Genomic DNA, 2,500 nt, shown 5'->3' with positions numbered 1-2,500 from the left:
CTCCCGGCTGAGCTAATCACCCGTGTGCTTCGCTGAGGTGGTGAAATTTACGCAGGTATCGAACCTAAGTCAATACCAGTGTTGAAGTTTTTTTCACTTTCGTAAAAAAACAGCTGCAGGCTTCAAGCAACAAGCTGCAAGTAAAAGCAGAATCAAAAGCCGATTGCACAGGTCTTGCAGCGTGTCGCGTGAAGCCTGCCGCTTACGTGTAAATCATCTTCTTGGTCATGCCACCGTCCACCACGAACTCCTGGCCGGTGACAAAACCCGCGTTGCGCGACAACAGCCATGCCACCATCGCCGCCACATCTTCCACGGTCCCTACCCTGCCCGCCGGGTGCTGCGCATGGTCGGCCTCGCTCAAGGGCTCGGCACGGCGCAGCGAAGGGTCCCGCGCATCGATCCAGCCAGGGCTGACAGCGTTGACGCGGATCTCCGGGCCCAGGCTCATGGCCAGTGCGTGGGTCAGGGCCAGCAGCCCGCCCTTGCTCGCAGCATAGGCCTCGGTATCGGGTTCGGACTGTGCCGCACGGGTGGACACCAGGTTGACGATGGCGCCGCAATGCGCGCGCAGGTAAGGCGCACAGTGCTTGGCCAGCAGCATCGGGCCACCCAGGTTGACCGCCAGCACGCGGTTCCAGTGGTTCAGGCTGAGGCTTTCGAGGGTGGTATTGTGCGGGTCGGCAATCGCCGCGTTGCACACCAGCGCATCCAGGCGTCCGAACTGCCCCAGCACCTCGGCCACGCCCACCGTCACCTGGGCCTCGTCGGCCACGTCCATGCCGACGAACCAGGCGTTGTCACCGAGCACCTTGGCCACCTTCGCGCCACGGGCCCGATCCAGGTCGGTGAGCACCACTTGCCAGCCCTCGCTGATCAGCCAGGCCGCGATGCCCAGGCCGATCCCGCGTGCAGCGCCGGTTACCAGCGCCACACGCCCGTTGTGGCTGCTCTCGCTCACCGACCAGTCGATCACAGCGCCGCCAGACCGCGCGCCAGGTCGGCCTGCAGGTCGCCCACGTCTTCCAGGCCCACGGCAACCCTGATCAGGCTGTCGCGAATCCCGGCGGCCTCACGCTCCTGCGGCGCCAGACGGCCGTGGGAGGTGGTGGCCGGGTGGGTGATGGTGGTCTTGCTGTCACCCAGGTTGGCGGTGATCGAAATCAGCCGCGTGGCGTCGATGAAGCGCCATGCGCCCTCCTTGCCACCCTTGACCTCGAAGCTCACCACCGCACCGAAGCCGCGCATCTGGCGCTTGGCCAGCTCGTGCTGCGGGTGGCTTGGCAGGCCGGCGTAATGCACCTTCTCGACACCGTCCTGCTGCTCCAGCCACTCGGCCAGGGCCTGGGCATTGGCGCAGTGGGCGCGCATGCGCAGGTTCAGCGTTTCCAGGCCCTTGAGGAACACCCAGGCGTTGAACGGGCTCAGCGTCGGCCCCGCAGTACGCAGAAAGCCCACCACTTCCTTCATGTGCTCGTTGCGCCCGGCGACCACGCCGCCCATGCAGCGCCCCTGGCCGTCGATGAACTTGGTCGCCGAATGCATGACGATGTCCGCGCCCAGCTTCAATGGCTGTTGCAGGGCCGGAGTGCTGAAGCAGTTGTCCACCACCAGCAGCGCGCCCCGGGCATGGGCGATCTCGGCCAGCGCGCCGATGTCCACCAGCTCGGCCAGCGGATTGGACGGCGACTCGACGAACAGCAGCCTGGTATTGGGCTTGATCGCCTGTTCCCAGCCAGCCAGGTTGGCCAGCGGCACGTAGTCGACCTGCACGCCGAAGCGCTTGAAGTACTTCTCGAACAGGCTGATGGTCGAACCGAACACGCTCTGCGAGACCAGCACGTGGTCGCCAGCGCTGCACAAGGCCATCACCAGCGACAGGATCGCGGACATGCCTGTGGAGGTGGCGACCGCCTGCTCGGCGCCTTCCAGGGCGGCGATGCGCTCCTCGAAGGCCCTTACGGTCGGGTTGGTGTAGCGCGAATAGACGTTGCCTGGAACCTCGCCGGCGAACCGCGCAGCGGCATCGGCCGCCGTACGGAACACGTAGCTGGAAGTGAAGAACAGCGGGTCGCTGTGCTCACCTTCCGGCGTGCGATGCTGGCCGGCGCGTACCGCCAGCGTATCGAAAGCGACCCCGTCGAGGTCGCTGTCCAGGCGCCCGGCATCCCATTGCTGTGTCATGCCGTTGCTCCCCTTGTCAGTTGTTGTAAAGGTCGATGATCGCGCTGACCGCCTGGTTCTTGACCTTGGAGGCGTCGTTGCGCGCCTGCTCGATCTTGTCCAGGTAGGCGGCGTCGATGTCGCCAGTCACGTACTGGCCATCGAATACCGCGCAATCGAAATGCTCGATCTTGATCTTGCCACCACCTACAGCCTCGATCAGGTCCGGCAGGTCCTGGTAGACCAGCCAGTCGGCGCCGATCAGTTCGGCCACGTCCTGGGTGCTGCGGTTGTGCGCGATCAGTTCATGAGCGCTCGGCATGTCGATGCCGTAGAC

2 protein-coding genes and 1 pseudogene are annotated in these 2,500 nt (G+C 64.9%); all 3 read right to left on the bottom strand.

All coding sequences use genetic code 11. The features are described 5' to 3' along the window. Window positions 1–202: 202 nt before the first annotated feature. The gene (locus B4I46_RS06390; RefSeq protein WP_167400232.1) at window positions 203–961 is read right to left on the bottom strand and encodes an SDR family oxidoreductase; all 759 of its coding nucleotides are present in this window, start codon (window positions 959–961) and stop codon (window positions 203–205) included. Between the two features lie 11 nt (window positions 962–972). Then, window positions 973–2,184: an O-succinylhomoserine sulfhydrylase gene (locus B4I46_RS06385; protein WP_043862841.1), complete on the bottom strand. Its 1,212-nt coding sequence runs from the start codon at window positions 2,182–2,184 to the stop codon at window positions 973–975. 16 nt (window positions 2,185–2,200) lie between these two features. After that, window positions 2,201–2,500, bottom strand: a pseudogene (locus B4I46_RS06380) (amidophosphoribosyltransferase); the annotation flags it as partial.

The organism is Pseudomonas sp. UBA7500 (assembly GCF_002478435.1).
Classification (GTDB): Bacteria; Pseudomonadota; Gammaproteobacteria; order Pseudomonadales; family Pseudomonadaceae; genus Aquipseudomonas; species Aquipseudomonas palmensis.
Note: the sequence above shows the minus strand (reverse complement) of the source record. Positions and strands in the feature narration are given on the sequence as shown.

Coding starts and splice junctions, on each gene's coding strand:
- B4I46_RS06385 (WP_043862841.1), bottom strand. CDS start 2,184: ATGACACAGCAATGGGATGCCGGGCGCCTGGACAGCGACCTCGACGGG.